This window comes from Brucella sp. BE17 (genome assembly GCF_039545455.1).
GTDB lineage: Bacteria > Pseudomonadota > Alphaproteobacteria > Rhizobiales > Rhizobiaceae > Brucella.
The window spans coordinates 343,727-368,645 of record NZ_CP154467.1; the positions used below are offsets into that span (position 1 = coordinate 343,727).

Genomic DNA, 24,919 nt, shown 5'->3' on the forward strand with positions numbered 1-24,919 from the left:
GGTCACCGTTTCATGCAGCGAACGATCCGCGCCGTTCCGGCATTGGTATATTTGCTCTGCATTGTATAGAGCCAGCCCTTACATTCGGACATGGTGGCAAAGCAGCGCATCCGGTCGACCGGAACCAGGCCATCGCTGCCTATGAAAGGCGAATCGTCGACGCCGCTGAACTGGCCGAATATGACGCCGCTACCGCGGGGCGGCGTGGAACACCGCTGACCCGCATATTCACTCACATCCTTGCGCACTTGGGCGGAAGCGGAGCCCGGCATGGCAAAGGCCAGTATGAGCGCTAGACCCATAGAAAAGCTGACAAACTTAAGTGTCATGTCCTGATCTCCACCCGATTTCAGGGTTCTGATAATATAAAGCCTTTATCTGCTGATGTCAGGAGACGCGGGATTAAAGTGCTGTAAACTTGCCGACGGCTTTCAGCGCAAAAGCATAGGTATAGGCGACTTCTTCCAATCGCGAGAAACGCCCGGACGCTCCGGCATGTCCTGCATCCATGTTGATGCGAAACAACACCGGATGATCGTCGGTTTTCAGTTCACGCAATCGGGCCACCCATTTCGCAGGCTCCCAGTAGGTCACACGCGGATCGGTCAGTCCTGCCACGGCAAGCGTTAGCGGATAGTCCTGTGCCTTGACATTGTCATAGGGCGAATAGCTGGCGATGGTACAGTAATCCGTCTCGGATTCGATCGGATTGCCCCATTCCGGCCATTCCGGCGGGGTGAGCGGTAGTGTGTCGTCCAGCATCGTGTTGAGGACATCGACAAACGGCACTTCGGCAATGATGGCACCAAAGGCTTGCGGTGCCATATTAGCAATCGCGCCTATCAGCATGCCGCCTGCCGAACCGCCATGAGCGACGATGAGGTCGTGGCTGGTGAAGCTTTCATCAACCAGATGGCGAGCTGCAGCGATAAAATCGGTAAATGTATTGATTTTTTTGTCGCGCTTGCCGTTTTCATACCAGGCAAAGCCCTTGTCTTTGCCGCCGCGAATATGCGCGATAGCATAGATGAAGCCGCGATCGACTAGCGACAGACGCGATGTGCTGAAACTGGCCGGAATGGTGATGCCGTAGGAACCATAGCCATAAAGTAGGCACGGCGCGCTGCCATCGAGCGGCGTGTTCTTGTGGTAGAGCAGTGAAACCGGAACAAGTTCGCCATCCGCAGCCGGAGCAAAGACGCGCTTGGTGACATAATCGTCGGGATTGTGACCGGAAGGCACTTCTTGCTTTTTGAGAAGCGTGCGCTCACGGGTGCGCATATTGTAGTCGAAAAGCTGTTCGGGTGTGGTCATCGAGGAATAGGAAAAGCGGATGACGTCGGTTTCATATTCGGCGCTGCCGTGAAGCCCCAGCGAGTAGGCCTCCTCGTCAAAGGCGATAGCATGTTCGTCGCCATTTTCGCGATCATGAATAACGATGCGCGGCAGGCCGTTATCGCGCTCAATCCAGACAATATGGTTCTTATATGCCGCGTGCGACAGAATGAGCCTGCCCGGTCTTTCGGCAACAACCTCTTTCCAGTTCTCTGGCTGCGGTGCGGATGCCGGTGCGCGCATGATCTTGAAATCTTTGGCACCGTTGGCATTGGTCAGGATATAAAAGGTCTCGCCGCCCGGCGCGATATCGTATTCAACGCCGGTCTGACGCGCCATGATAAGCTGTGGTTCTGCCGCCGGATCATTGGCCGGAAGTACCCAGCATTCCGATGTTTCATGGTCGTGGATGTCGATGAAGATATAATCGTCCAGTGAGGATCCGCCGACGCCTAGGAAAAAGCCGGGGTCCTGTTCCTCATAGATCAACCGGTCGTCGGATTGTGGAGTGCCAATGCGGTGATAGAAAAGCTTGGACGGTCGATGGTTTTCATCCAACCGCGTGTAAAAGAAGCCCTCGCTCTTCGCATCCCATGCGCCACCCCCATTGGTATCCGTGACGATATCGGCAAGATCATGCATAGCATCCAGTTTGCGGACCTTCAGGCTGTAGAATTCCGAGCCTTTGTCGTCATATCCCCAGATCAACAGCGTGTGATCCGGCGAATGATCAGCGGAGGCAAGACGGAAATAGGGCTTGCCTTCACCTTCCTTATCGCCGTCGAGCAGGATGGTTTGCGCGCCACCGTCGCGGGCAGTGCGAACAAAATAAGGCTGCTCCCCTCCAACCCGATAGGAAACGCAATAGGCGTAAGGCCCATCCTTTGCGGGAATGGAGGAATCATCCTCCTTGATGCGGCCGCGCATTTCCTCAAAAAGCATTTTCTGAAGCGCTTTCGTATCCTGCATGAACGCTTCCTGATAGGCATTTTCGGTATCAAGATGCGCGCGTATTTCCGCAGAAAGCACCGAAGGGTCTTTAAAGACTTCTTGCCAGTTTTGTGCGCGCAGCCAAGCATAGCTATCCGTGCGCGTGATACCATGGCGTGTATGGTTATGTGGGCGCTGCACGGCACGTGGGGGCTGAAGAGGAGATGGCGTATGAGACATGCGGAATTCCATTGAAGAATGTTTGAGATGCTTGGGTCAGGAGGAGCGCAGAGCATATTTATATTTTCTGAAAGAGGAAAAAGCGAGTTTAATTCAATGAAATATAATTGAAGCATACCTTTTTTGTGCCAAGATTGGCGCGCAGTGCATTGGCTAATGAATTATCTTTGCTTGGAATGGTATGCATATGCATTCTGTCGGAGAATGAATTCTGCGAGCAATATTGGGAAAGCGAAAACAACAGTTTATGCTTCCTTTATCGTCTATAAACGATCATTATTTTAGAGTCGGCAGATGGAAAGTAAAGGTCTAGCCTTTAGCGCTGGACGAATATTGAAATGTCTATTTGTTTTGCCAAGAATAATGGAAAAAGAATAAACGTTTTATTCTAATAAAGCCATTGCCAAAGACGCAGGCAGTTGTTACATCCTGTCACAAATGGGGGCGGGAAGTTTTAGAACACGTGTGATGCGGCTCGTTTAGTGGAATTGAGCCGAAAACGCGGGAAGATAAGGCGATAAGAAATAAAAGGAAAGTCAATGGAAAACCTTGAAATGCCCGAAGAAAGCACCGAGCTGCTTATGACTTTGACTGCGGATGTTGTCGCCGCTTATGTTGGCAATAACCAGATCCGCGCTGGCGAAGTGCCGCAGCTGATCGCAGAAATCCATGCCGCTTTCAAGCGCCATGTCGAACGCGAAGAAGTGCCGGTCATCGTGGAAAAGCCAAAGCCTGCGGTCAACCCGAAGAAGTCGATTACCGACGACTACATCATCTGTCTCGAAGACGGCAAGAAGTTCAAGTCGCTGAAGCGTCACCTGATGACACATTACGGCCTGACGCCGGAACAGTATCGTGAAAAGTGGGATCTCGATCCAAACTATCCGATGGTCGCCCCGAACTATGCGGCTGCCCGCTCGCGTCTGGCTAAGAAAATGGGTCTCGGACGCAAACCGAAAGACGCCTGATCGGACGTATTCTCGTTAAAACGGCCGGAAATGCGAAAGCATTCCGGCCGTTTTTTTATATTTGGCGCGTTCTGCATCGTAGTCCAGCCTGTGTTGTCGTGCTTGACCCTTCCATTATCCGGTCAAGCGCCTGTTTCAGCGCGATGTGCCGGTTTAAATCGTAGCTCCAGTGACCGTTGAGCCCTTTTTGCCGCTCTCTTTCGATAAGTCGCGCAAGCCGTTGCGTTGTCTGTTTTTTTTCCAAAACCGTTGCCGCAACCATGCGGTCAATATCGATACCGGCAATGATTTGCAGCGCAACACGCTGCATTGCGCTGGTCTGCTGCTGCGATTTAAGAGTGAGAAAGGCCAATCGGTCTTCTTTGAGCACTGCTTCCATGACTGCTATCCTTGCTGTTATCGCACACAGCATGTCGGAAGTTTGATGGTTGTGGATAATATTCCTAGGGAAAGATGTTTCTTCGTCCTGAGGGTCGATGAAAAAGTGGTGCCGGAAGCCAATCGCCGCACGTCTGGCAGCTGTCAAGATCTCAAAATTATTAGAAATAGCTTACTTTTACAGATAATTGAACGTGTTTTCGGCGGCTTTTATGCGTGCGGGCGATGGCGTGAATTTTATTCACCAGCACAAACCCGGCGGTTCGTTGTGAAAACTTATCCACCCTTGCATTTTCCTCCGTATAAGAAGATATTCCTATATAGACGAGGGAAGATGAATGTCTTTGGAATTATCACATGTCATTCATACGCGGGTGGAAGCCTTCGAAGCCTTGAGGGCAATTGCAGCGCGGCATGGACGCACGCTCCACCTCGATTCTGATGAGTGTGGGACGGATCGAAAGCGCCAGGAGCAAAACGTAGAACTGTGCGATGCTCTTATCGATATTCTGGGCGCGGCATTCGGGGTTGAAAGCAGGGAGTTGCGTGCTCCGAACCGATGCCGGCGCAACGTCGCGCGGGTGAGACAAATCGGTATGTATGTCGCGCATACATCTTTCGGCATGGCGATGCGAGAGGTGGCTGAAGGCTTTTCACGCGACCGCACGACGGTGATGCATGCCTGTCATCTGGTTGAGGATATGCGCGACGATGCGGAATTTGACGCAGTGGTGTCATCCTTCGAGCGGATTGTGAACTCGGTTTTCCCCAATTGGAGGATGGCGGTATGACCACGGAATTTTCTGCTTCGGAAATGCGGGTGATGCGGTTTTTGAAAGTGGCTTGTTGTGAAATGCAGGACTGTGTGCAGGAAAGCCACCTTCTGTTGGTCGGTGAACAGGGTTCGATAGCCGCCGCACGCACGCTTATTGATGCCATGTGCGACAAGGGCCTGTTACGGCGTGAGGGAGAAAAGCTCGCTTTATCGGGCAATGGTCGTCAGCGAAGCAAGTGTGCTGTAAAGACGAAAAAACAGGTCAACACTACGGCAACCATCCACACAGATACAGGAGACAGGGTTGAAATCAACCTGTCCGAATCGCCTTTGGCGACGCTCTACCGCCGCAAAGGACCGGACGGCTGCGCTTTTCTAACCGATGACGAGTTTCATGCCGGTGAACGGCTGCGTGCCGATTTCACACGTGGTTCGCTGATGCCATCGGTTACCATGCGATGGGATTGCAGTCCGGGTGCCAAGCGCAACGGCGGGGCGGGTGGCATGGCGGAACTGACCGATATTGCGCTCGCAAGCCGCATGCGTGTTGAGCGTGCGCTCGATACCGTTGGGCCTGAACTGAGCGGCGTTCTGGTTGATGTCTGTTGTTTTCTGAAAGGTCTGGAGCGGGTGGAGCGTGAGCGGCAATGGCCGGTGCGCTCGGCGAAGATGCTGCTGAAAGCTGCGCTTGCCGTACTACACCGGCATTATAATCCGCAAGCGGGCAGCAGTTCGCGCCGCAGCGTAGTGTTGCATTGGGGGGCGAAGGATTATCGCCCGAAAGTCAGACCACAAACCGGATAAGCAGTATTATGCCGTTTCTAGAGCCAGTTCGGCGTCCCGGCGGATGCGCGCTACCATGGCGCGCAGGCCGTTGGAGCGCTGCGGCGTCAAGTGCTCATCGAGGCCGAGCTTTCTCAAAATCTCTTCCGGGTCTATATCAAGGATTTGCGAGGCTTTCTTGCCCGAATAGAGCGCCAGAACGATGGCCACCAGTCCACGAACGATATGCGCGTCAGAATCGCCTAAAAATTCGATCATCGGATCGGTTCCGCCCTGTGGCAGAGTCTTCAGCCAGACCTGGCTGACGCAACCCTGTACTTTGTGTGCGGCGTCGCGGGCATCTTCGGGATAGGGTGGCAGTTCTTTGCCCAAGTCTATCACGTAGCGATAACGGTCTTCCCAATCGTCGAGAAATTCGAAATCGGTCATGATGCTGTCGATCGTGGTGGTCATGGTGTTCGCCCGAAATGCCGTCAATGCAGATATCAGGCCTATATAGGAGCGATTGGCGGTAAGGTCACGAAAAACTTGAAACCCTATTTCGCGTCGGGTGAAACGTCACGTGTCCGCAGGGCTTCTACGCGGGCCTTTGGAACCGGAATGTTGCCTTGCGCGGGCGCGGGTATTTCTGCTGCGGGTCCCGGATGTTCTGAAATATTGTTCTTGTTACCAAAGCGTTCGCTTAGATAATCCAGCAATTGGCCGCTGCCCTTTAAAACACTGCTGCCAGCGCTTGTGGCAAGCGAGGCTCCCTGCTGGCAAAAGGCGGGATTGTCGATGCAGAGTTTGCCGATTTCAACCGCGGTCCTGCTATTGGTCAGAATATGATCGACCGTATGGTCGTCTTTTAACGCCAACGGATTCTGCCCCGCCCTGGTGCCTTCTTTCGTGGGAAAGAAGTGCGGTATGGCAATAAATGCCAGCGACAGCCAGAATACGGATTTGAGAAGAAAACGGATCATAGCTTTGTCTATTATAAACCTTGGTCGGTTAGCCTCAGGATATTCTGTGCTGAAATCGAAAAGATTTCGTAACCGCTTTCACGAACAGGTGCCCGTTGCGGCTTTTCCGTAGGGCAATTGCTACATTCTGTTTACCATAGGTCGAAAAGTCTGGCGTTGGGGGTGCTTACTGGGCCTCAAACAGCTCGTTTTATCGTTTCTTTAAAGCCTCTCCTGCAATCTGACTCTGTCTGCAACGGTTCTTGAAGGAGCCTTTGTCGGCGTCGTGTAAGTATATTGAGTGAGTAAGGCGCGTTGAAAGCCATTGTATTGAAACCAGCTAAAGCAGGTCGCACCGTAATGCGGATGCTCAATGGCTTGCTTGAGCGTTTCTGCCGGCGCGTTACGGTTGAGGCCGATGCGACGGCGCGACGTGTCGCCATCTCGCTGGTCGGCATGCCCGTGCTGTTTTTCTCCGCAGCTCTTGCTGTTGGCCCTGTTTCCACGCCCGTTGAATTTGCAATTCTCGCAGCAAGCATCGCAGGCGTCGCCATGACTTTTTGTGCCATTTCGATGTTGGGTGCACCTGCAATTGTCTTGGGCTCAGTCACTTGTGCCATCTATGGCATGGGTCTTGCCGCGTTGGGTGTTTTTACCGAGGGCAATGCCGCATTGTGGCTGATGGCAGCGGCCCTGCCGCTGGAAGTATGGTTTGTTCTGCGCAAGCCTGTCGCCGCCTATGCGGGCGCAATAGGCGCATTGCTGATGCTTGCACTTTTCATGGCCAATGGCAGTGGGCTTGCCGGTGGCTCACTGATCTCCGTCACCATAATGGTACTTTATGCGGCAAGCCTTCCCGCGCGTAGCGCCGGACTATCTGCCCGTTCCAAAGCTGAACAGCCTGAAATGCCAGCTGTTATACTTGCCGAAGGTGACGTCCGCTTCGTTCTCGATAATGAAGGTATGGTGATCTCTGTTGATGATGCGACAGCAAAATGTCTTGGCGTCAAGACGAACATGCTGGAAGGCACCGCATTGCTCGATCGTGTTCATGTCGGGGACCGCGTGCATTATCTCTCGCTTCTGGCTGATCTGCGTAGTGGAAAGCGGAGCGAGCGAGCCGACTTGCGCCTGCGAGCGTTGCAAGAGAGCGCGCCAGTCTTTCATGCATGGCGCATGGAAGGCAGCAGACAGGGCACTGCAATCGCATTGATTGGTCGCTCTCTGGCTTGTGAACAAAAGCTCCATGATGAAATCGCAGCACTTAAGGCCGAACTTAAGTCGGAACGCGCAGGCAAGGGCCGCGTGCTTGCCGCAGTCAGCCATGAATTACGTACGCCACTCAATTCCATCATCGGCTTTTCTGATATGCTGACACATGGGCTGGGCGGTGAACTCGCCAATGACCGGCAGCGCGAATATGCAGGACTGATCCATCGCTCCGGTCATTATCTGCTGGAACTCGTCAATGCAGTTCTTGATAATTCGCAGCTTGAAAGCGGCACTTATGCGATTGCGCCGCAGATTTTCGATTTCCGCGATGCTGCTGACCTCTGTGCGTCTGTCATGCTGCCCCAGGCGGAAAAGAAGAGCATTTCGTTTTGCCATCGTGTTGGGCGCGATATCGGTGAACTCAATGCTGACCGCCGCGCTGTGCAGCAGATTTTGCTTAATCTTGCCGCGAATGCGATTAAATTCACGGAGCCTGGTGGCTGCGTCACCATCGACGCGGCGCGTGTCGTGGTAGAAGAACGCGCCGTTCTGGAATTGCACGTATCAGACACCGGAATCGGGATTGCGCCGGAAGATTTGCAGCGCCTAGGCGCGCCGTTCACGCGCGCGGATAATAGTTATACCCGCGCGCAGGAAGGCAGCGGTCTTGGCCTTTCCGTGGTCAAGGGATTGGTGGAGCTGCATCAGGGCACGATGGTGCTCAAGAGTTGTCCCGGTGAAGGTACGGTGGTGACGATCCGCCTGCCGCTTGCCGGTCCGCAATTTGTTGTTGGAGAAGACGAGGAAAGTGAACTTGGCACGGTGATTGAGATACACCGTCACCAGGGAGAAAAACGCAATGACTGGCAGAACGAAGAAGAGCGCAAGCAAGGGCAAAACAATGCGAAAACGCGCAAAACAGCCTAGCCTCGCCACCCGGATTCTCAAATTCTTTTTCACCTCGGCATCGTCTCTGGCGATTGCCGCAGGCGAATTCATCGTGCGTAACCCGGTTATGACAGGGGGCGCAACGGCTTTCCTCGTTGTGTTGAGTTTCATTTCCGCCAATGCGCTCTGGTATCAGCCTGAAGCCCATAATGCGGTTTTCTTTCGTACTCGTGCAGACTTCATGTTCCAGCCAACGCCGCGCCCCGTGCTTCCCGGTATTGCTGTAGCAAGTCGTGGCAATGATCCGAAAGCGTCCGAAACACCTGTGCAAAAAGAAGACGCTGATCTGCCAGCTGCGCGTCTGATGGAAGACGTTACCGACGACATGCTTCCCGCGCTTGCGCCAAATGCCGATCTGGAGATTGCGCGCCTGCAGCAGCGTCTCTCCAAGCTTGGCATCTATAAAGGTCCGGTTGATGGTTTTACCGGGCCGCAGACGCGTGAGGCGATCGATCGATGGCGCGCCTTGCAGAAAAAAGTAGGTATCGAACAAGCCGGTGCCACCCCAGTAATTGAGAATGACGCCTCGGTAAAGGATGACGTGGCAAAAGCCATCGAGGTGGCCGTACCGAGCCCGCGTCCGCAATCAGCCGTAATGAAGGATGAGACGCAAGCAAAGGTCAAGCCGGCGCTTGCCTCCTATCAGAAAGCCGCACTGCCGAAAGAGCAGGCCGTGCCTGAAAAAAATGGTCCCATCTCATCGCAGGATATCGTGCGTGTGCAGGCCGGTCTCAAAGCTTTCGGCAACGACATGGTGCCGGTTAACGGTGAGACGGGCAAGGCTACGCAGACAGCCATCCGCGAATTCCAGAAACTGTTTGGTATGCCGGTGACGGGCAAGATCGATGCTACGCTCATTGGTAAGATGCGCGAAATCGGGCTGATCAGTTGAGACGGGTACGGCCATGCGACTGACCTCGGATTTCTGGGTTTCGGCATTGATCCGCAAGGTGCAGGGTGAGGGCGGCTTTGCCTATCTTTCAAGGCGCGGTGCGATGGAAGCCGGCGCGATTTTCATCAAGGTCAGTTCTCGGCTTGGAGGCTCTGACCTTTATGGGCCAGCACCCCAGACATCTTATGATGATGATCATGGCGGTGAGCGGATGTTTACACGCATGATGGGCGACGCCGATGATGTGGCAACGGATGAACGCATGCAGCGCGAAACCCGCTTCGATCCTGATCTCTGGCTGGTGGAACTGGAAGATGTCACCGATGTGTCGGCTCTTTTCCAAATAGCCGACCTTGAAATATAATTCTATTTGGCGAGCCTGTTTAGGGCGGGTACCTCGAGATCCTTGCCCGATGGCGTATCATTGGCCACCTGCGCCATTTCGCGTAGCTTGCTGCGCAACATGGCCGACATATCCTCGGCCTTCCAGCGGCGGATGAGCGCCATGGATTTTTCATATCCGATGGAACGATAAAACTCTACGAAGGAGCGCAGGCTCTCGTGGTCGGACTGGACTGGCCCCAATACTGCCGTCATAACCAGAAAACAGTCCGCAGCCGACAACCTCAGCGCCTTGAGCGCCACCGGCAGAGGTGAAGTGGGCCATTGGCCGATAATTGCATCGGTTTGTTCGTCGGAAAGATCGAGTGCCTTGGCGAGAGTGTCATGGAAAGATTGTTCGTTGATCTTGAGCGCGGTATCGATCAGATACTCTGGATCAATAAGCGCATCTTTCGCGAGCTTTCCGGAAACGGGGCCATCTATATCGGCAAGGCTCTCCTGCAGGGCCAGAGTACGGTCGATTGCTGAATCGGAAAAACTGCGCAGCACAGTTTCCAGAATCTTGTCGCCGGACTGACGGCGTGCGATGACGCGGGCATGAGAAAGCCCATATTTACTAATGAGATCAATCAGGTCGCCCGGTCGCAAGAGCGGTGACCGCAAAAGCAGCGGTGCGGAAATTTCTACCGGTTCACTTGCCAGCGCAAGAATTACACGATGCGGCGCATCTTCAAGCTGGGCAAGCGCGCCTGCCGCCTGCCGTCTGGCGCGCAAGCTCGCGCAATGAAGAAGCGGCATGATGAGGTGTTCGAGCTGTTGCATATCTTGACGGCCGGGACGCGTGATACCAGCGAACGCAGAAATAGCGGCGCCCAGGAGGTTATCCGCCCTGTCGCTTCCCGCTATTGAATTTGCCGGGTTCCGATGACCTGAAATTTCCTCCAGGGCACGGAACTGATCCTTCGTCACGCAATTACTCCGGTATGCATCACCTTGCTCGATCTGACGGACAGGAAATCCGTCGATGCAGTGTTCCTACATCGCGCGATGATCCCCACCATGGCCAGTGACCGGATCATAGGCATGAAGCCTTAGCAACTCATTAACCGTGAGGTTTCTTATTCAGGTTCAAACGTCTGGCACTGTGCCTCATCGAAGAAGGCGCGGGCCTGCTCCTTCCACGTTGCATCCTGCACGAAGACGCGCAGGACAACCGCCCCTTCGCCGATATTTTGCGTGACCAGAAGCGACTGGCCATCAGCCTGTGTGCCCGCAACTCGCAGGCTTGCCATGCCGAGCGGGTCGGCAAGAATGAGATCGAGCCGGTGTTCGTTTGATACATTATCGTTGAAATTATAGAGGTTATCGCCATTCGGCGCATAGACGGACAGCGACCAGTAGGGCATATCGCCATTGGCCATGATGCGCACTGGGCCATCGGCGAGATCAAACCGGCACAGGGCCTCTTCGACCAGCGGATCAGGATTACCGATGACGCCCGTATTTTTGTCGAGAGGATGAAACCGATAGGGCTCGGTGATATATTCAATGCGTAACCATGCATTCATTTCCGAATAGACCGGGACGAGCAGCAGTACGCAGATATGGACGATCGCCGCCCCGATCAGCCCCAAAAGAATAAGCCGAAGAAAATGCGCAATGCTTCTAACCATGGCAGGCCCGCGAACTGAGCGTCAGTTTCGGCATGGACTGGTCCGTGAGGCCGGCTGAGGTGGCGATTGGTGTGTCGTAAAGCGTCATCACCAGCACGAAAGGTCCACGACCGTTCAACGGCAGCCAATTACCGGAAGCGGCATCAGGACTGATCGTTATCAAAATGCTGCCGTCAGCCTTATAAAGCACGTCACGCGAATGAAGCGCTGCCTGAAGTCCGGAGCGTGGTGCAATAGTGGTAAGATCGGGCGTTGCCGCATAGAGCGTCCAGAAGCGCGTCGGCGACGTCGTGCCTTCGAGGCGATAGGTGCAGCCGCGCTGCAAATCCCGCCCTTGTTCGTCCTTGCTTGCATAAAAGGCAAGTCCTTCAGCCGTTCCAAGCGCCAGCACCGCCTTGCGCGCGGCGCGCGCACGCGCATAGGGGTCGGCATTGGCGGTCCCAGCATCGGGAAAGGCCTGCCATGCACCGACCTGCAATTCGCCGAAGCCGCCGAAGCGGTCGAGAACCTTGTCGACGCTCCATATGCCACCACCCAGCGCGATTACCAGAACCAGAATTATTTGCAGAATTCTTGTGAGCATTCGTGGCCTAAAGGGTCGTGACATTGCGCTGCGCGGCGGTGCCGGGCAGGCTGCCAGAACCCATAAAACGACGATGCAGTTGCTTAAGAACCTGTGTGGTGGCAGGCGAAAGGACGCGTGGCGGTGGAGACATGGCATCTTGTGGTTTTACGCCCGCTATTTCCGAGGTAGTCCCCTTTACCGGTTGGGGGAAAGGCGGATTGATGCCAGGTATCGGTTTCAGCTCGATATTCTGATGCGCATAGACCATCATACGCTGCCAGGCCATCGCGGGAAGAACCCCGCCGGTCAGTTCCTTCATGGGTGAGAAATTATCATTGCCGAACCAGACCGCGGCGGTGAAGTTGCCAGTGAAACCCACGAACCACGCATCGCGGTAACTCTGGGTAGTACCAGTTTTACCGCCAACACGCGTCATGGGCAGTGCTGCGCGCCGTCCGGTTCCGCGTTCGGGAACCTGAACCAGCATGGAATTCATCTGAAGGGCTGCTTTTTCTGACAGTGCCCGGTGCGGTTTCTCGCCGTCGCGGCTGAAATCCCACAATATTGTTCCGTCACCCGAGATGATCTGCGTGAAGGCGTGGCGGTTTCCGGCCATTCCGGCATTAGGAAACACGTTGAAACCGGTGGCCTGGTCCATCACGGTCATTTCCGATGTGCCAAGCACCATCGTCTTGTGCGAGGAGATGGCCGATTCGACCCCCATGGCCTTGGTAAGCTTTACGATAGGGGCTGTGGTCAGGTGATCCTTGGCGAGGCGCACGGGAACGCTGTTGAGTGAATGCACAAGTGCCGTAGTAAGATCGACACGGCCGGAAAACCGGCGTCCGTAATTGCGCGGCGCCCAGTTGCCCCAGCTTACAGGCGCATCGGAGACAATGGTGTTGGGCGTCATGCCCTTTTCCATCGCGGCTGCATAGACATAAGGCTTGAAGGACGAGCCGGCCTGACGCAAGGCGCGGGTGGCTCGGTTGAACTGGCTTTCTCCGTAATCGCGTCCGCCGACCATGGCGCGCACCGAACCGTCCGTAGCGATGATAACGGTTGCGGCCTCGTTGACACCATATTGCTTGCCGAACTGGCGCAGATGATATTCGAGCGCTTCTTCCGCAGCCTTCTGGATATTGCGGTCGAGCGTCGTGCGTACGGTCAATGTATGGCGGGGCAGGTGGCTTGCGACCTTTTTGACCTCCTCGAAGGCCCAGTCGAGAAAATGGTCAGGGTTTTCATTCTTGCCCCGGTCAATCACGCTGGCCGGTTGACGATAGGCAGCGGCAACTTGTCCTTCACTCATCAGACCGCTCTCGACCATATTGGCAAGCACCACATTGGCACGTGCACGCGCGGCAGGCAGGTTTATGTGAGGGGCGAATTTGGCCGGGGCCTTGAAAAGCCCCGCCAGCATCGCTGCTTCGGCAAGTGTCACATCTTTGACGCTCTTGCCGAAATAGAATTCCGACGCTGCTGCAATACCGAAGGTGCCGCCACCCATATAGGCGCGGTCGAGATAGAGCTGGAGAATTTCCTTTTTGCTCAGATTGCATTCGAGCCACAATGCCAGAAACGCTTCCTTGATTTTGCGGTCGATGGTGCGCTCGCTGGACAAAAACAGGTTTTTTGCAAGCTGCTGGGTAATGGTGGAGCCACCCTGTACGACGCCATTGGCGCGTACATTCTGGCTGAATGCGCGGCTCAGGCCCCAGAGATCGATGCCGTAATGATCGAAGAAACGCCGGTCTTCAGTACCGAGCACCGCCTTGATAACATGGTCGGGCAATTCGTCGACGGGAACGGCCTGACGGTGCAGTATGCCGCGCCGCCCGATCTCGTTACCATATCGGTCGAGAAAGGTAACGGCATAATCGTCCTGCGCGCGCCAATCCTTGTTTGTCTCCTCGAAGGCGGGAAGAGCCAGCATGGTCAGGATTATTGAGGCAGCAACGCCAAGCGTAAAGCATTCGTCGGCAACTTCGACTACGACACGCCGAAAACCACGCACGCGAAAACGCCGCGAGAAGATTGTGATTGTTTCCCAGCAGTCTGAAAACCCGGCGCGCAGATTATAGAGGCCGGAGTCGATCCTGGCGTCAACTCCAATCAGGCGCGAAACCCGGAATGGTTTCCGCTCTTCGCTTTCCGAACTTTTGTCAGTGTCAGGACGCATGAACTCTAGGTTTCCGAACGCTCGTTAGATCATCTTAGCAGATAAGTCAGTTTCCATATTACGCAAAACGAATAAATAAATGCATATGGTAAAAATAGGAAAAATTTCAAAAATAGGAAAATAGTCCTTGACACCGTCACGGTGAATTGCTAGAGGTTATGTACGGTCAGAGAATTGTACCTCAAATGAGGCGCAGAGCCGAAAGCATGGCGACGAGATTGGTTTTCTGCAATGGCCTTGATTATTTCTGACTGAAATCCGTATTTTTTGAAATCCCGCAATTCCTGTTCTTTCGGGCAGGTCAGCGGGGTTCTGTGTTGAAAGCGGGAGTTGCTCCTGACTGCGAACATGAATGTAGAAGTCCGACCGGGCAGGGCAGAGATGCGTATCCGGCTCGCCCATCAACTACAAATACTCCATGGTATAGATGTTGGCGACATGGCGGAAATTCTGGGCCTTTCGCTTAACAGTTATCAGACCCGGTTGCGCCGTCTACAACTCGATGCAGCAGAAAAATCAGCTAAACAGCGGAAGGTCGATCCGGCGCTGGAGCGCCTGCAGGCCGAGTTGAACCGCCTTCTCGATGCAGAGGAATTACCCGACAAGAGCAAGGCGGAAGCGCTGATGGCGCTGGCACGCGCAGTCAAGACCGTTAACGAGCTTGCAGCGGAAACAGTGATGACCACACGTGAGACAGGCGAGACTGAGGCGAATGTCAAGGAGGCACGGCATGTGTTGATCCGCATCAACAGGAGAATCGAAGAACTTGCAGAAAAGCGTGCGCGGGAAATCTTGGGAACCCGGCTTGACGCGAAGGCAACTGACAGCGGCAGAGAAGGAATGGCTGATACAGGCGCGTGATGCGCAATTGCCGCCCAATGGCGACTGGGGCGTCTGGCTGATCATGGGAGGGCGCGGTTCGGGCAAAACGCGGGCGGGTGCGGAATGGGTGTCCGGTATGGCGCTTGGCCTGCCGCCATTCACGAAAAATCCCTGCGGTCATATTGCACTGGTGGGAGAGACATTCAACGATGCTCGCGAGGTCATGGTTGATGGACCATCTGGGGTTCTGGCCGTCTCAAGGCTCGAGCGGCCGCGTTATGAAGCGACGCGCCGTCGTCTGGTTTGGGAAAATGGCGCGACCGCGACATTATTTTCCTCCGAAGATCCGGACAGTTTGCGTGGGCCGCAATTTGCTGCCGCATGGTGCGATGAACTGGCCAAATGGAAGCATCCCCAGGAAACCTGGGACATGCTGCAATTTGGCTTGAGACTTGGTGATTTTCCGCGACAGGTCGTGACCACGACGCCGCGTGCCGTCCCTTTATTGAAAGCGCTAATGAGCGATGCGAGTGTTTCGATGACGCATATGCGCACCGAGGAAAACGCCGCCAATCTGGCCGATGGCTTTATTGCAGTCGTCAATCGGCGCTATGCCGGAACGCGGCTTGGGCGGCAGGAACTGGATGGCGAACTGATCGAGGAGCGTCCCGGCGCCCTGTGGTCGCGTGATCTGATCGAGCGGTGTTTCGAAGTGGATATTCCGGCATTGGTGCGCATTGTAGTGGCGATTGATCCGCCTGCTTCATCGGGAAAATCGTCTGATGCCTGCGGCATAGTCGCGGCAGGCATCGATGCGGACGGGTATGGGCATGTTCTGGCCGATGAAAGCCTCAATATGGCAAAACCGCATCAATGGGCGCGTAAGGCGATCTCGCTTTATCATCGCCTTGAAGCCGATGCCATTGTGGCCGAGGTTAATCAGGGCGGCGAAATGGTGGCCGCGGTTTTGGGGGCGGAAGATGCAAGTGTGCCGGTTCTGAAACGGCGCGCTTCACGCGGAAAATGGCTACGGGCCGAGCCAGTTGCGGCTTTATATGAGCAGGGTCGGGTGCGTCATGCGGGACAGTTTCCCGCGCTTGAAGACGAAATGTGCGATTTTGCTCCTGAAGGACTTTCCAGCGGTAGATCGCCGGATCGTCTCGACGCGCTGGTCTGGGCCTTGGGGGAAATGATGCTCGGCGCCGATCTGAAACCGCGCATCCGCCGCTTCGGTTAAACCGGAAAAAATAGCAAAATATACGGAAAGGCCAATCGATGGCTTGGAACTGGGCTTGGAAAAGGCCGGGGCGTAAATCTGCGTCTCGTGCGTCATCGCGTGCGGATAAAACCCGCGAGATGAAGATGACCAATGGCTTTGTCGCATTGCATGTTGAACGCAATGCTTCATGGATTGCACGTGATTATTCAACGCTGGCGCGCGAGGGGTTCATGCGCAATCCGGTGGCACATCGCTGCGTACGGTTGATTGCTGATGCTGCCAGCAGCGTTTCATGGCTGCTTTATGAAGGTGTCACCGAGCATGAAACGCATCCCTTGCTGGAACTGGTTACACAGCCGCAATTCGGCCTTGACGGAAACAGTTTTCTCGAACGGCTTTATGGACACTTGCTCATTTCCGGCAATGCCTATGTCGAGCGCGTCGATCTGCCGAGCGGCAAAGTTGAGTTGCATCTTTTAAAGCCCGAACGCGTCAGCGTGGAAACCGATACCCATGGCTGGCCGGAGGTGTTGGTCTATCGATCCGGCGCATCCGTGCGGCGCATCCGCATTGGTGGGCGGGATGCTGCTGGTCTTCATCTGAAACTGTTTCATCCACTCGATGATCACTATGGTTTCGCGCCGCTTGAAGCAGCGCTTATGGCGCTTGATACTCACAATGCAGCGGGCGCCTGGAATAAGGCTTTGCTCGATAATTCGGCAAGGCCCTCCGGTGCGCTGGTCTATGCGCCGAAAGATGGCGGCAACCTGACCGAGGAACAATTCGAGCGGCTCAAAACTGAACTCGAAGAAGGCTATACAGGTGCATCGGGTGCTGGGCGTCCACTGTTGCTGGAAGGCGGGCTAGACTGGAAGGCCATGGGCTACAGTCCACACGACATGGATTTCATCGAGGCGAAAAATGGGGCTGCGCGTGACATTGCGCTGGCCTTCGGTGTGCCGCCCATGCTGCTCGGCATCCCAGGTGACAATACTTATGCCAACTATGCCGAGGCCAATCGCGCCTTTTATCGCCTGACCGTTCTTCCACTGATGGGCCGCACGGCAAGGGCGTTCAGCACATGGCTGGGACCGCTTTATGGCGACAATCTGCGGCTCGAATATGATGCCGACCGCATCGAAGGCCTGTCTGCGGAACGCGAGGCGCTGTGGCGGCGGGTCTCCAATGCCTCTTTCCTCTCAGACGAGGAAAAGCGCGAGGCAGTTGGCTATCAGGCCAGCCGGCGAGGGCCGTCTTCATGAGCAATCTCAACGAAACGGTGCTGAGTTCCGAAGCTGCATGGATGTGGTCGGCAAAGATCGCAGGTGCCGTTGCAGGCTCCGCGGTATCTTTGGCCTATATGCTGCCAAAGGGGCGGCGCGAGGCAGCAATCCGCATGGCGGTCGGGATCATCTGCGGCTTGATCTTCGGTGGTGCTGCGGGTGTCAAGATCGCGGATATGCTCTCACTCGACAAGGCGCTCGGAAGTGCTGAACTGGTGCTGATCGGGTCGGCCTCTGCAAGCCTTGCCGCATGGTCGGCGCTTGGTATCTTCAAGCGCTTTTCCGAACGGTTGAAACACGCCGCTTTGCCCGGAATTCTCCCCGTGGAGAGGAACATCAATGACGAAACGTGATTTCGCACTTGAAACCAAGCGTACAGCAATTGCGCTCGACGACGTCGAGATCGATGGCAGCTTTTCAGGCTATGCAAGCGTGTTCGGACTGGCCGATCTGGGGCACGATATCATCGAACGCGGCGCTTTCGCCCGTGCCTTGAAGGAACGGGGTCCTTCGGGCATTCGCATGTTGTGGCAACACGATGCGGCGGAGCCGATTGGCGTGTGGACAAAGATCGGCGAGGATGTACGCGGGCTTTATGTCGAGGGCAGGCTCGCCAAGGGGGTGACCCGCGCCCGCGAAGCGCTGGAACTCATGCGCTCCGGCGGGCTTGACGGGCTTTCCATCGGCTTTCGCACGGTGAAGGCGCGCAAGGACGCGCGATCTGGTCTGCGTCATATTCTCGAAGCCGATCTTTGGGAAATTTCAATCGTCACCTTTCCCATGCTGCCGCAGGCACGCATCGCAAACGTCAAGGCAGATTTGCCGACGATCCGGGAATTTGAACGCTGGCTCACGCGGGATGCGGGGCTGAGCCGTGCAAGTGCGCGCATCGTCATAGCCAAGGGCTATGCGGCGCTGAACGCAAAACGGACGCAGCCGGAGGCCGTCCGAAATGATGAAGCAGACCTTGCGCAGCTTATGCGCGACGCTGCCCGATCCATCTCCAGCTAACAGGACCATCATGGACAATAACCAACCTACCCAGCCCGCAAATCTTGAAACCAAGAGTGCGGAGACGAAATCATTTGTGCCTAGCATTCACCAGAGTGGTGATGTGGGTGAAGCTTTTGAAGATTTCATGAGCGCCTTTTCCGCTTTTCGTGAAGCCAATGATGAGCGGCTGAAAAAGGTCGAGAAGCATGCAGGCACCGACGTGCTCCTCACTGAAAAAGTCGAGCGCATCAATCGTGCGCTTGATGAGCAGAAACAGGCGCTTGATGCCTATGTGTCAAAACAGTCGCGCCCGCAGCTTGGCGGTGGTGCACTTGTCGTCAATGGCGAGCACAAGAGCGCATTCGATACCTATGTGCGCCGGGGCGACGAGCAGGCCCTGCGCGGCATCGAGCAAAAGGCGCATTCCTATGCATCCGGTCCTGATGGCGGTTATCTGGTGCCAGCCGAGCTTGAAACAGAGATTGGCCGCAGGCTTGCAGTTCTCTCGCCCATTCGCGGCATTTCCAGCGTGCGGCAGGTGTCAGGCGCCATTCTGAAAAAGCCGTTTTCCATCACGGGTCCGGCCACGGGCTGGGTCGGTGAAACCGATGCGCGTCCGCAGACGGCTTCAGCGAAACTTGCCGAATTGCAGTTCCCGACCATGGAAATCTACGCCATGCCTGCAGCGACCGCCACACTTCTCGACGACGCCGCGATCAATGTCGAACAGTGGATTGCCGAGGAAGTGGAAACCGCCTTTGCCGAGCAGGAAGGGGCGGCCTTCGTCAATGGCGACGGCGTCAACAAACCGCGCGGTTTCCTCGATTATACCAGCGTCGATGAAAGCGCCTGGGCCTGGGGCAGTATCGGTCATATTGCAACCGGCGTTGAAGGGGCTCTGCCCGAAGATGCACCGTCGGACAAGCTGATCGAGTTGATTTATGCGCTCAAAGCCGGTTATCGTCAGAACGCCAATTTCGTCATGAACCGCAAGACGCAGAGCACCTTGCGCAAATTGAAGGACGCGGACGGCAACTACCTCTGGCAGCCACCGGCAGCCATTGGCGAGAAAGCGTCGCTCATGGGCTTTGGTCTGGTCGAGGCCGAGCATATGCCCGATATTGCAGCAGACACTGTGGCAATCGCCTTTGGCGATTTCGGTCGCGGGTATCTGGTGGTCGACCGCATCGGCGTGCGCGTGTTGCGCGATCCCTATTCCGCCAAGCCTTATGTGCTGTTCTACACCACCAAGCGTGTTGGCGGCGGTGTACAGGATTTTGACGCGATCAAGCTTTTGAAATTCTCTGCCTGATCATATTCGGCCTAACCTGTCATTTTTTTCAGGCCTTTTCAAACTTCCCTGCCGGTTTTGGCAGCTGGTTTCCTCGCTGAAATGGCGGGAAACTGGCTTGGGGCATCCATGTCTAACTGACTGATTTGAAAGTTAACATTTAGGGGAAAAAACCAATGACAATGTTTCTTGTCACGCCGCCGGAGATCGAGCCGGTGACGATCGAAGACGCACGCGCTTTCCTGCGCCTTTCATCGACTAGTGAAGATGCCATTCTCGAACGTCTTATCAGGACCGCGCGTGAACTGGTTGAGGTCGAAACCGGTCTTGCGCTGATCGACCAGACATGGCGGCTGCGTGTGGACCGCTGGCCGCGTTCGGGGCGTCTGGCGCTGTTCAAATTTCCGGTCACTTCGATTGCCATGGTGGTCGCGTATCGGCCCGATGGTACGGCGATCAGTTTTCCGCCGGAAGAGTTTCATTTGCAAGATGGACGCCGCCCACAGCGTCTTTACATGGCTTCTTATCCCGAGGCGATGTCGCTGTGTGGACTTGAGGTGGATTTCGTGGCTGGCTTTGGGGCAACGGCTGCAAGCGTGCCTGAAGTATTGAAACAGGCGATCTTTAACCTCACCGCGCATCTTTATGAAACGCGTGCCGGTATCGATGCGGTAGCCACACCACTGACGATCCCACCCATGGTCAACCAGCTTGTCGAGAGCTGGCGGCGGATACCGCTATGAACAATGTGCTTTTTATCGATCCAGGCCAGCTTGACCGCGAGCTGGCTCTGGAAGAACTGCGTCCTGAGGCTGACGGTTTGGGTGGTTATGTTGAGACATGGGCTGAAATTGCCATGCTGTGGGGTCGCATCGAACCTGTTTCAGTCACACAGCGCAATTTCGCTACGCGCCCGCAACCCGAAGCCACACATCGCATATTGCTGCGGTTTCGTGATGGCCTCACAACCGCCATGCGATTCCGTAAGGGGGGCCGCCTTTTTCGGCTGGAAACCATACTCGATCCCGATGAAACCGGCCGCTATCTCATCTGTACGGCTGTCGAGGAGGGACGATGAATATTGTAATGAAACTGACATTCGACGGTCTGGTGCGTGCCCTTCGTTTCAAGGCGCTTGCGGCGGAAGAAACAGCCGCTTTCGCAAAACAGCGACCGGCACAGAGCGATATGGACATCTCAGGTGGAGAAACCGATGACGCTTGGCGCGGCAGCACTGCAAAAGGCGCTGTTTGACGCGCTCAAGAACGATAGCGGGCTGGCTGAAACACTGGGCGGTGAAAGGATCTATGACCGCGTACCGCCGAAAACGCCTTTTCCCTATGTGACGCTTGGCGAGACTGCGAGCCGTGACTGGAGCACGGCCAGCGAAAAGGGCGGCGAACACTTCCTCAATATCCAGATATGGGCCAGGGAAAACGGACGCAAACGCGTGCTGGAAATTGCCGAAAAAATTGCCGCCCGACTTGATGACTGGCCCATTACTCTTAACGGATATCGGCTGGTCAATCTCACCCTTTCGGAAATGGTCGCCCGTAACACCGATGGGCTGGGCAATTATCTTGGCACCATGCGCTACCGCGCTGTGACCGAGCCGCTCATTTGACTATTTTTTACGCGCATCTTGTCCGAAAACCGCTTCACACTTTTCGGGATGCGCTCTGGTTTGATTTCAGGAGACTTTTATGTCGGCTCAAAGAGGCAAGGATATCTTGCTGAAAATCATGCGCGATGATGACGGTTTTGAAACCTGTGCGGGTCTGCGCACCAAGCGCATCGCCTTCAACACCGAAACAGTCGATGTGACGGACGCTGATTCCGCCGGTCGCTGGCGGCAATTGCTGTCCGGGAGCGGCGTGCAACGCGTATCGCTGAGCGGTTCTGGCCTTTTCAAGGATGCGGCATCGGATGCGCTGGTACGCAGGCTGTTTTTTGATGGTGAAATCCGTGAATGGCAGGTCGTGCTGCCGGATTTCGGCACGGTGAGCGGTCCGCTGCAGATCGTAGCACTCGAATATGGCGGCAATCACGATGGTGAAATGACGTTTGAGATCGCGCTGGAATCCGCAGGCTACATCACTTTCGGAGCAGCATGATGATGGTCAATCGCCACCGCGGCGAAATTGCCGCAACGCTTGATGGTCGCGACTGGACCCTTTGCCTGACGCTTGGCGCATTGGCCGAACTCGAAGCCGCTTTTGCGGCGGATGATTTGTCCGATCTGATCGCCCGCTTTTCGAGCGGCAAGCTTTCGGCCCACGACATGCAACGCATCATCGCCGCAGGCTTACGCGGCGGTGGCCATGTTGTAAGTAGCGATGATGTCGCCGATATGCGTGCCGATGGCGGTGTCACGGGTTTTGCGCGTATCGTGAGCGAGCTTCTCACCGTCACATTTGGCACAGCGGAAAGCGACCCTGCACCAAACCCTTGAATACCGCAGCCGACCCTACTCCTTCGCATCAGCCCTTCCCATGGGCCGGGCTCATGCGGGCGGGCTTTGGTTGGCTGCGGCTTTCTTCACGCGATTTCTGGGCGATGACGCCGCGCGAACTGGCGGCAGCACTTGGTCCCGTGTCACCCACGTACGATGCGCCGTCGCGTCATGCCCTTGATGCGCTGATACACGCTTTTCCTGATAGGTGATTTTAATGACAGACGAGACCGTAACCGTATCCGTGGAGGCGGATACGAGTGCCTTTGATCGCGCCTTGATCGACCTTGAAAAACGGTCCTCAAGTTTTGGCCGCAGCCTGACGTCTTCGCTCAAAAGCGCAATTGTTTCTGGCCGTGGCCTGGAGGATGTGCTGCGCGGATTGGCTACAAGCCTGGCTGGAGCGGCGCTCAATGCCGGTTTGCAGCCGCTGCAAAATCTCGTCTCATCCGCTTTTGGTGGGGTTCTGGGCGGCATTGTGCCTTTTGCCAAGGGCGGGGTGGTTTCAAGCCCGACCTACTTTGGTATGGGCGGCGGTGCTCTCGGCCTGACAGGGGAGGCTGGCGCCGAGGCCATTCTGCCGCTGGCGCGTGGGTCCGATGGACGTCTCGGTGTGGCGTCGGGCGCTAACGGCAGCAAGCCGGTGCAGGTGGTCTTCAATATGACATCGCCTGATGCGGCATCGTTCAGAAAATCTGAAGCGCAGCTTTCCGCCATGCTGGCGGGCGCGGTGCGTCGTGGTGCACGGAGGCTTTGAGCATCATGGCAGCTTTTCACGATGTGCGTTTTCCGCTTGGTGTTTCGTTTGGTGCCACCGGCGGGCCGCAATGGCGCAACGAGATTGTCACGCTCACCTCCGGGCTTGAACAGCGCAACGCCCGCTGGGCGCATTCGCGTCGGCATTTCGATGCCGGAACCGGATTGCGCTCGCTTGATGATCTTAAAACCGTGTTGGCTTTTTTCGAGGCGCGGCGCGGTTCTCTGCATGCTTTTCGCATGCGCGATCCGTTCGATTATTCTTCCGCCTCCGGCAACAAAGCGCCATCGCATCTCGATCAGCCGCTTGGCACTGGTGATGGGGCAAGGACGCAATTCCAGTTGATAAAGCGCTACGAAACCTATGAACGCCTCATAACGCGGCCAGTCGCGGATTCTGTGCTGATTGGCATCAATGGCATTCGTGTGCCGCAACATGAAGCCTATAGGCTTGATCCGGTAACAGGCCGTATAACCTTTACGCCGGGATATTTGCCACGAACAGGTGATGTGCTCACTGCCGGTTTCCTGTTCGATGTCGCTGTGCGCTTCGATGCCGATCGGTTAACTGCCAGTATTGCCTCGTTTCAGGCCGGTGAGATTCCCTCCATTCCCATTGTCGAGGTCAAGGCATGATCCCTGTTCCCCCCAACCTTGAATCGCATTTGCAAGGCGAAGTCACAACCCATTGTTTTGCATGGATTGTTCGCCGCAGCGATAATGTCGTTATGGGCTTTACCGACCATGATGCGCCGTTTGAAATCGAGGGTATTGTCTGCGATCCGTTGACCGGCTTCAACGGCAGTGAAGCCTCGACCACACTGGGACTATCGATTGCCGGTGGCGAGGTTGAAGGCGCGTTGTCCTCGGCAAGTATCGCTGACGACGATATTGAAAACGGGCGCTATGACGGCGCCAGTGTTACGGTCTATCTCGTCAACTGGTCAGTCCCCGAACAGCATATGCTTTTGCGTCGCTGGACGGCGGCGAAGATCAGCCGATCGGGCAGTAGTTTCGTTATGGAATTGAAAGGGGCTGCGGCAGCTTTCGATGCGGTTCGCGGACGTCGCGTTATGCGGCTTTGTGATGCCATGCTGGGTGATGGTCGCTGCGGAGTTAACCTCGATGATCCGCGCTATTTTGTCGATGCAAGTGTTGTGAGCGCACAACTGGGCACGGTAATTGCGAATGGTCTGGAAGGCTTTGCGCCGGACTGGTTTGCCAATGGTGTTCTCACCTGGGCCAGCGGCGGTAATGCGGCCACGAAAATTCGTGTCATCGGGCATACGGGCAACAGAATGCAACTCATCGAGCCGCCGGTTCTGCCGATTGCGGCGGGTGATCAGTTTCGCGTCGTTGCCGGTTGCGATAAGAGCTTTGCGACGTGCAAGGTAAAGTTCGGCAATGGCGTGAATTTTCGCGGTTTCCCGCATCTTCCCGGAAATGATGCCGCCTATGCCTATGTAAGCGGCGACAATGAATATGACGGGAGCGTATTGGTCCCATGAATATAGCCGATCACGTTCTCTGCGAAGCCGAAGGCTGGATCGGCACACCCTATCGCCACGGCGCTTCGATGCGTGGTGTCAGTTGCGATTGCCTGGGGCTGATACGCGGTATCTGGCGTGCGCTTTATGGGTGTGAGCCGGAAGATCCCGGCACTTACGCGCCAGACTGGGGCGAAGTCACGGCCCGCGACAGGCTTTTGGATGCAGCATCGCGGCATATGATCCGGCGTGAAAGCGACCAAGCTCACCCCGGCGATCTTCTGGTCTTTCGCTGGCGGGCCGATGTCGCGGCAAAACATCTCGGCGTCATGACGCGCGAAAGCCGCTTCATCCATGCCTATGAGGGGCATGGTGTGCTTGCTTCTGCGCTGGTGCCGCAATGGCGCACGCGTATTGCGGGCATTTTCATTTTTCCTGAAAGGAAGAGCTGA

General features: G+C 55.6%; 32 protein-coding genes. 23 read left to right on the top strand and 9 right to left on the bottom strand.

Annotated elements, in window-relative coordinates; genetic code table 11:
• Positions 1-2 precede the first annotated feature (2 nt).
• Both AAIB41_RS01630 and AAIB41_RS01635 read right to left on the bottom strand, forming a co-directional pair.
• A complete protein-coding gene (locus AAIB41_RS01630) occupies positions 3-329 on the bottom strand; it encodes a metallophosphoesterase (protein WP_343313883.1) in 327 nt (108 codons plus the stop codon).
• Between the two features lie 73 nt (positions 330-402).
• Entirely contained in the window at positions 403-2,505 is a 2,103-nt protein-coding gene (locus tag AAIB41_RS01635) for a S9 family peptidase (protein WP_343313884.1), read from the bottom strand.
• Between the two features lie 539 nt (positions 2,506-3,044).
• On the opposite strand from AAIB41_RS01635, the gene AAIB41_RS01640 reads away from it, so the two are divergent.
• Positions 3,045-3,473 carry a MucR family transcriptional regulator gene (locus AAIB41_RS01640; RefSeq protein ID WP_343313885.1) on the top strand — a complete coding sequence of 143 codons (429 nt, stop codon included), beginning with the start codon at positions 3,045-3,047 and terminating at the stop codon, positions 3,471-3,473.
• Between the two features lie 55 nt (positions 3,474-3,528).
• Here AAIB41_RS01640 and AAIB41_RS01645 read toward each other — a convergent pair whose 3' ends face one another.
• Entirely contained in the window at positions 3,529-3,852 is a 324-nt protein-coding gene (locus tag AAIB41_RS01645) for a cytoplasmic protein (RefSeq protein WP_343314771.1), read from the bottom strand.
• Between the two features lie 343 nt (positions 3,853-4,195).
• Here AAIB41_RS01645 and AAIB41_RS01650 point away from each other — a divergent pair, with 343 nt between their 5' ends.
• Together AAIB41_RS01650 and AAIB41_RS01655 are read left to right on the top strand one after the other, a co-directional pair.
• Positions 4,196-4,642: a helix-turn-helix domain-containing protein gene (locus AAIB41_RS01650; RefSeq protein WP_343314772.1), complete on the top strand. Its 447-nt coding sequence runs from the start codon at positions 4,196-4,198 to the stop codon at positions 4,640-4,642.
• Entirely contained in the window at positions 4,639-5,430 is a 792-nt protein-coding gene (locus AAIB41_RS01655) for a DUF6456 domain-containing protein (RefSeq protein WP_343313886.1), read from the top strand. Before AAIB41_RS01650 ends, AAIB41_RS01655 begins: the two co-directional genes overlap by 4 nt.
• Positions 5,431-5,436: 6 nt before the next feature.
• On the opposite strand, the gene AAIB41_RS01660 is transcribed toward AAIB41_RS01655, so the two are convergent.
• Both AAIB41_RS01660 and AAIB41_RS01665 read right to left on the bottom strand, forming a co-directional pair.
• A complete protein-coding gene (locus AAIB41_RS01660) occupies positions 5,437-5,862 on the bottom strand; it encodes a SufE family protein (protein ID WP_343313887.1) in 426 nt (141 codons plus the stop codon).
• 83 nt (positions 5,863-5,945) lie between these two features.
• A complete protein-coding gene (locus AAIB41_RS01665; RefSeq protein WP_343313888.1) occupies positions 5,946-6,371 on the bottom strand; it encodes a hypothetical protein in 426 nt (141 codons plus the stop codon).
• A 339-nt stretch (positions 6,372-6,710) separates the two neighbouring features.
• Between AAIB41_RS01665 and AAIB41_RS01670 the strand changes: the two genes are divergently transcribed.
• The 3 genes from AAIB41_RS01670 to AAIB41_RS01680 are packed head-to-tail and all read left to right on the top strand — an operon-like array spanning position 6,711 to position 9,766.
• Positions 6,711-8,489 (top strand): HAMP domain-containing sensor histidine kinase, encoded by a 1,779-nt coding sequence (locus AAIB41_RS01670; RefSeq protein ID WP_343313889.1) that lies wholly within the window; start codon positions 6,711-6,713, stop codon positions 8,487-8,489.
• Entirely contained in the window at positions 8,464-9,402 is a 939-nt protein-coding gene (locus AAIB41_RS01675; protein WP_343314773.1) for a peptidoglycan-binding domain-containing protein, read from the top strand. Before AAIB41_RS01670 ends, AAIB41_RS01675 begins: the two co-directional genes overlap by 26 nt.
• Positions 9,403-9,415: 13 nt before the next feature.
• The gene (locus AAIB41_RS01680) at positions 9,416-9,766 is read left to right on the top strand and encodes a DUF1491 family protein (protein ID WP_343313890.1); all 351 of its coding nucleotides are present in this window, start codon (positions 9,416-9,418) and stop codon (positions 9,764-9,766) included.
• A gap of 2 nt (positions 9,767-9,768) precedes the next feature.
• On the opposite strand, the gene AAIB41_RS01685 is transcribed toward AAIB41_RS01680, so the two are convergent.
• From AAIB41_RS01685 to AAIB41_RS01700, 4 genes are all read right to left on the bottom strand, one after another.
• Positions 9,769-10,713 (bottom strand): DUF2336 domain-containing protein, encoded by a 945-nt coding sequence (locus tag AAIB41_RS01685; RefSeq protein WP_343313891.1) that lies wholly within the window; start codon positions 10,711-10,713, stop codon positions 9,769-9,771.
• Between the two features lie 149 nt (positions 10,714-10,862).
• Positions 10,863-11,405, bottom strand: a complete 543-nt coding sequence (locus tag AAIB41_RS01690) for a hypothetical protein (RefSeq protein ID WP_343314774.1) — start codon at positions 11,403-11,405, stop codon at positions 10,863-10,865.
• A 4-nt stretch (positions 11,406-11,409) separates the two neighbouring features.
• On the bottom strand, positions 11,410-12,000 hold the full coding sequence (locus AAIB41_RS01695; protein WP_343313892.1) for a DUF1214 domain-containing protein: 591 nt from the start codon (positions 11,998-12,000) through the stop codon (positions 11,410-11,412).
• Positions 12,001-12,007: 7 nt separating this feature from the next.
• Positions 12,008-14,164 (bottom strand): penicillin-binding protein 1A, encoded by a 2,157-nt coding sequence (locus tag AAIB41_RS01700; protein ID WP_343313893.1) that lies wholly within the window; start codon positions 14,162-14,164, stop codon positions 12,008-12,010.
• Positions 14,165-14,512: 348 nt separating this feature from the next.
• Between AAIB41_RS01700 and AAIB41_RS01705 the strand changes: the two genes are divergently transcribed.
• The 17 genes from AAIB41_RS01705 to AAIB41_RS01785 all read left to right on the top strand — a co-directional run bounded on the left by AAIB41_RS01705 (position 14,513) and on the right by AAIB41_RS01785 (position 24,919).
• Positions 14,513-15,025, top strand: a complete 513-nt coding sequence (locus tag AAIB41_RS01705; RefSeq protein ID WP_343313894.1) for a hypothetical protein — start codon at positions 14,513-14,515, stop codon at positions 15,023-15,025.
• Entirely contained in the window at positions 14,931-16,223 is a 1,293-nt protein-coding gene (locus AAIB41_RS01710) for a DNA-packaging protein (protein ID WP_343313895.1), read from the top strand. The genes AAIB41_RS01705 and AAIB41_RS01710 overlap by 95 nt, the downstream gene beginning before the upstream one ends.
• Positions 16,224-16,261: 38 nt before the next feature.
• Entirely contained in the window at positions 16,262-17,467 is a 1,206-nt protein-coding gene (locus AAIB41_RS01715) for a phage portal protein (RefSeq protein ID WP_343313896.1), read from the top strand.
• Positions 17,464-17,841 (top strand): DUF6107 family protein, encoded by a 378-nt coding sequence (locus AAIB41_RS01720; protein ID WP_343313897.1) that lies wholly within the window; start codon positions 17,464-17,466, stop codon positions 17,839-17,841. The genes AAIB41_RS01715 and AAIB41_RS01720 overlap by 4 nt, the downstream gene beginning before the upstream one ends.
• A complete protein-coding gene (locus AAIB41_RS01725) occupies positions 17,828-18,499 on the top strand; it encodes an HK97 family phage prohead protease (protein ID WP_343313898.1) in 672 nt (223 codons plus the stop codon). The genes AAIB41_RS01720 and AAIB41_RS01725 overlap by 14 nt, the downstream gene beginning before the upstream one ends.
• A 10-nt stretch (positions 18,500-18,509) precedes the next feature.
• Positions 18,510-19,793, top strand: coding sequence for a phage major capsid protein (locus tag AAIB41_RS01730; protein ID WP_343313899.1), 1,284 nt, complete (start codon positions 18,510-18,512; stop codon positions 19,791-19,793).
• A gap of 155 nt (positions 19,794-19,948) precedes the next feature.
• Entirely contained in the window at positions 19,949-20,515 is a 567-nt protein-coding gene (locus tag AAIB41_RS01735; protein ID WP_343313900.1) for a phage head-tail connector protein, read from the top strand.
• Entirely contained in the window at positions 20,512-20,850 is a 339-nt protein-coding gene (locus AAIB41_RS01740; protein WP_343313901.1) for a phage head closure protein, read from the top strand. Before AAIB41_RS01735 ends, AAIB41_RS01740 begins: the two co-directional genes overlap by 4 nt.
• Positions 20,847-21,026, top strand: coding sequence for a hypothetical protein (locus tag AAIB41_RS01745; RefSeq protein WP_343313902.1), 180 nt, complete (start codon positions 20,847-20,849; stop codon positions 21,024-21,026). The genes AAIB41_RS01740 and AAIB41_RS01745 overlap by 4 nt, the downstream gene beginning before the upstream one ends.
• Entirely contained in the window at positions 20,986-21,396 is a 411-nt protein-coding gene (locus tag AAIB41_RS01750; RefSeq protein ID WP_343313903.1) for a DUF3168 domain-containing protein, read from the top strand. Before AAIB41_RS01745 ends, AAIB41_RS01750 begins: the two co-directional genes overlap by 41 nt.
• Before the next feature lie 79 nt (positions 21,397-21,475).
• Positions 21,476-21,886 carry a phage major tail protein, TP901-1 family gene (locus AAIB41_RS01755; protein ID WP_343313904.1) on the top strand — a complete coding sequence of 137 codons (411 nt, stop codon included), beginning with the start codon at positions 21,476-21,478 and terminating at the stop codon, positions 21,884-21,886.
• Positions 21,883-22,224: a gene transfer agent family protein gene (locus AAIB41_RS01760; protein ID WP_343313905.1), complete on the top strand. Its 342-nt coding sequence runs from the start codon at positions 21,883-21,885 to the stop codon at positions 22,222-22,224. The genes AAIB41_RS01755 and AAIB41_RS01760 overlap by 4 nt, the downstream gene beginning before the upstream one ends.
• On the top strand, positions 22,221-22,436 hold the full coding sequence (locus AAIB41_RS01765; protein ID WP_343313906.1) for a rcc01693 family protein: 216 nt from the start codon (positions 22,221-22,223) through the stop codon (positions 22,434-22,436). The genes AAIB41_RS01760 and AAIB41_RS01765 overlap by 4 nt, the downstream gene beginning before the upstream one ends.
• A 5-nt stretch (positions 22,437-22,441) precedes the next feature.
• The gene (locus AAIB41_RS01770; protein WP_343313907.1) at positions 22,442-22,981 is read left to right on the top strand and encodes a phage tail tape measure protein; all 540 of its coding nucleotides are present in this window, start codon (positions 22,442-22,444) and stop codon (positions 22,979-22,981) included.
• Between the two features lie 2 nt (positions 22,982-22,983).
• Positions 22,984-23,616, top strand: coding sequence for a TIGR02217 family protein (locus AAIB41_RS01775; RefSeq protein WP_343314775.1), 633 nt, complete (start codon positions 22,984-22,986; stop codon positions 23,614-23,616).
• Entirely contained in the window at positions 23,613-24,488 is an 876-nt protein-coding gene (locus tag AAIB41_RS01780; RefSeq protein WP_343313908.1) for a DUF2163 domain-containing protein, read from the top strand. Before AAIB41_RS01775 ends, AAIB41_RS01780 begins: the two co-directional genes overlap by 4 nt.
• Complete coding sequence (locus AAIB41_RS01785; protein ID WP_343313909.1) at positions 24,485-24,919, top strand: NlpC/P60 family protein; 435 nt, start codon at positions 24,485-24,487, stop codon at positions 24,917-24,919. The genes AAIB41_RS01780 and AAIB41_RS01785 overlap by 4 nt, the downstream gene beginning before the upstream one ends.

What these genes read in the sequence shown, in the direction of transcription:
- AAIB41_RS01630 (WP_343313883.1), bottom strand. Translation starts at nt 329, where the DNA reads ATGACACTTAAGTTTGTCAGCTTTTCTATGGGTCTAGCGCTCATACTG.
- AAIB41_RS01635 (WP_343313884.1), bottom strand. Translation starts at nt 2,505, where the DNA reads ATGTCTCATACGCCATCTCCTCTTCAGCCCCCACGTGCCGTGCAGCGC.
- AAIB41_RS01640 (WP_343313885.1), top strand. Translation starts at nt 3,045, where the DNA reads ATGGAAAACCTTGAAATGCCCGAAGAAAGCACCGAGCTGCTTATGACT.
- AAIB41_RS01645 (WP_343314771.1), bottom strand. Translation starts at nt 3,852, where the DNA reads ATGGAAGCAGTGCTCAAAGAAGACCGATTGGCCTTTCTCACTCTTAAA.
- AAIB41_RS01655 (WP_343313886.1), top strand. Translation starts at nt 4,639, where the DNA reads ATGACCACGGAATTTTCTGCTTCGGAAATGCGGGTGATGCGGTTTTTG.
- AAIB41_RS01660 (WP_343313887.1), bottom strand. Translation starts at nt 5,862, where the DNA reads ATGACCACCACGATCGACAGCATCATGACCGATTTCGAATTTCTCGAC.
- AAIB41_RS01665 (WP_343313888.1), bottom strand. Translation starts at nt 6,371, where the DNA reads ATGATCCGTTTTCTTCTCAAATCCGTATTCTGGCTGTCGCTGGCATTT.
- AAIB41_RS01670 (WP_343313889.1), top strand. Translation starts at nt 6,711, where the DNA reads ATGCGGATGCTCAATGGCTTGCTTGAGCGTTTCTGCCGGCGCGTTACG.
- AAIB41_RS01675 (WP_343314773.1), top strand. Translation starts at nt 8,464, where the DNA reads ATGCGAAAACGCGCAAAACAGCCTAGCCTCGCCACCCGGATTCTCAAA.
- AAIB41_RS01680 (WP_343313890.1), top strand. Translation starts at nt 9,416, where the DNA reads ATGCGACTGACCTCGGATTTCTGGGTTTCGGCATTGATCCGCAAGGTG.
- AAIB41_RS01695 (WP_343313892.1), bottom strand. Translation starts at nt 12,000, where the DNA reads ATGCTCACAAGAATTCTGCAAATAATTCTGGTTCTGGTAATCGCGCTG.
- AAIB41_RS01700 (WP_343313893.1), bottom strand. Translation starts at nt 14,164, where the DNA reads ATGCGTCCTGACACTGACAAAAGTTCGGAAAGCGAAGAGCGGAAACCA.
- AAIB41_RS01705 (WP_343313894.1), top strand. Translation starts at nt 14,513, where the DNA reads ATGAATGTAGAAGTCCGACCGGGCAGGGCAGAGATGCGTATCCGGCTC.
- AAIB41_RS01715 (WP_343313896.1), top strand. Translation starts at nt 16,262, where the DNA reads ATGGCTTGGAACTGGGCTTGGAAAAGGCCGGGGCGTAAATCTGCGTCT.
- AAIB41_RS01720 (WP_343313897.1), top strand. Translation starts at nt 17,464, where the DNA reads ATGAGCAATCTCAACGAAACGGTGCTGAGTTCCGAAGCTGCATGGATG.
- AAIB41_RS01725 (WP_343313898.1), top strand. Translation starts at nt 17,828, where the DNA reads ATGACGAAACGTGATTTCGCACTTGAAACCAAGCGTACAGCAATTGCG.
- AAIB41_RS01730 (WP_343313899.1), top strand. Translation starts at nt 18,510, where the DNA reads ATGGACAATAACCAACCTACCCAGCCCGCAAATCTTGAAACCAAGAGT.
- AAIB41_RS01735 (WP_343313900.1), top strand. Translation starts at nt 19,949, where the DNA reads ATGACAATGTTTCTTGTCACGCCGCCGGAGATCGAGCCGGTGACGATC.
- AAIB41_RS01740 (WP_343313901.1), top strand. Translation starts at nt 20,512, where the DNA reads ATGAACAATGTGCTTTTTATCGATCCAGGCCAGCTTGACCGCGAGCTG.
- AAIB41_RS01745 (WP_343313902.1), top strand. Translation starts at nt 20,847, where the DNA reads ATGAATATTGTAATGAAACTGACATTCGACGGTCTGGTGCGTGCCCTT.
- AAIB41_RS01750 (WP_343313903.1), top strand. Translation starts at nt 20,986, where the DNA reads ATGACGCTTGGCGCGGCAGCACTGCAAAAGGCGCTGTTTGACGCGCTC.
- AAIB41_RS01755 (WP_343313904.1), top strand. Translation starts at nt 21,476, where the DNA reads ATGTCGGCTCAAAGAGGCAAGGATATCTTGCTGAAAATCATGCGCGAT.
- AAIB41_RS01760 (WP_343313905.1), top strand. Translation starts at nt 21,883, where the DNA reads ATGATGATGGTCAATCGCCACCGCGGCGAAATTGCCGCAACGCTTGAT.
- AAIB41_RS01770 (WP_343313907.1), top strand. Translation starts at nt 22,442, where the DNA reads ATGACAGACGAGACCGTAACCGTATCCGTGGAGGCGGATACGAGTGCC.
- AAIB41_RS01780 (WP_343313908.1), top strand. Translation starts at nt 23,613, where the DNA reads ATGATCCCTGTTCCCCCCAACCTTGAATCGCATTTGCAAGGCGAAGTC.
- AAIB41_RS01785 (WP_343313909.1), top strand. Translation starts at nt 24,485, where the DNA reads ATGAATATAGCCGATCACGTTCTCTGCGAAGCCGAAGGCTGGATCGGC.